The sequence below is a fragment of the Streptomyces sp. 5-10 genome (assembly GCF_014712245.1).
GTDB lineage: Bacteria > Actinomycetota > Actinomycetes > Streptomycetales > Streptomycetaceae > Streptomyces > Streptomyces violaceusniger.
In genome coordinates, this window is the sequence record NZ_JACVYG010000208.1 from 1 (window position 1) to 882 (window position 882).

At 74.3% G+C, this 882-nt stretch carries 1 pseudogene; it reads right to left on the reverse strand.

The window, feature by feature from the left end:
• Positions 1-882: pseudogene (locus tag IEJ02_RS47840) on the reverse strand (acyltransferase domain-containing protein); the annotation flags it as partial.

Sequence of the window (882 nt, forward strand, 5' to 3'; positions counted from 1 at the left end):
CGAACAGCACCGGCTGGACCACATCCACCCGATCCAGCGACGGCGCGCCCTCGGCACCCCGCAACACCTCCACCAACGACCAGTCGGTGAACTCCGCGAGCGCCGCCGCACACTCCTCGATCCGCGCGGCGAAGACGGGCGAGGCGTCCATCAGCCCCACCGCCATACCGGCCCACTGCGACCCCTGCCCCGGGAACACGAACGCCGTGCGGCCGCCGACGACGGAGCCCTGTGTGACGCCCGCCGCCATGCCGCCCTCGGCCAGGGCGGTGAGCCCGGCCAGCAGTTCGTCACGGTCGTGGCCGCGCACCACGGCGCGGTGGTCGAGCTGGGCCCGGGTGGTGGTCAGCGAGAGGGCCACGTCCACCGGGCCGAGGGACGGGTCGGCCTCGAGGTGGGCCAGCAGCCGCTCGGCCTGGGCGCGCAGCCCCGCCGCGCTCTTGCCCGACACCGCCCACGCCACGACGTCCAGCCGCTTCGTCGGGGCCGCCGGTTCCCCGGTGGCCTCCTCGGCCTCCTCGGCGGGGGCCTGCTCCAGGATGGTGTGCGCGTTGGTGCCGCTGAAGCCGAAGGAGGACACGGCGGCGCGGCGCGGGTGGTCGGTCTNAGCCGAAGGAGGACACGGCGGCGCGGCGCGGGTGGTCGGTCTCCGGCCAGGGGGTGGTCTCGGCGAGCAGCGACACCGCGCCCGCCGACCAGTCGACGTGCGGGGTCGGCTCGTCGATGTGCAGCGTCTTGGGCAGGACGCCATGACGGATGGCCATGACCATCTTGATGATGCCGGCGACGCCGGCGGCGGCCTGGGTGTGCCCGATGTTGGACTTGATCGAGCCGAGCAGCAGCGGCCGGTCCTCGGTGTGCTCCTGGCCGTAGGTGGCGAGC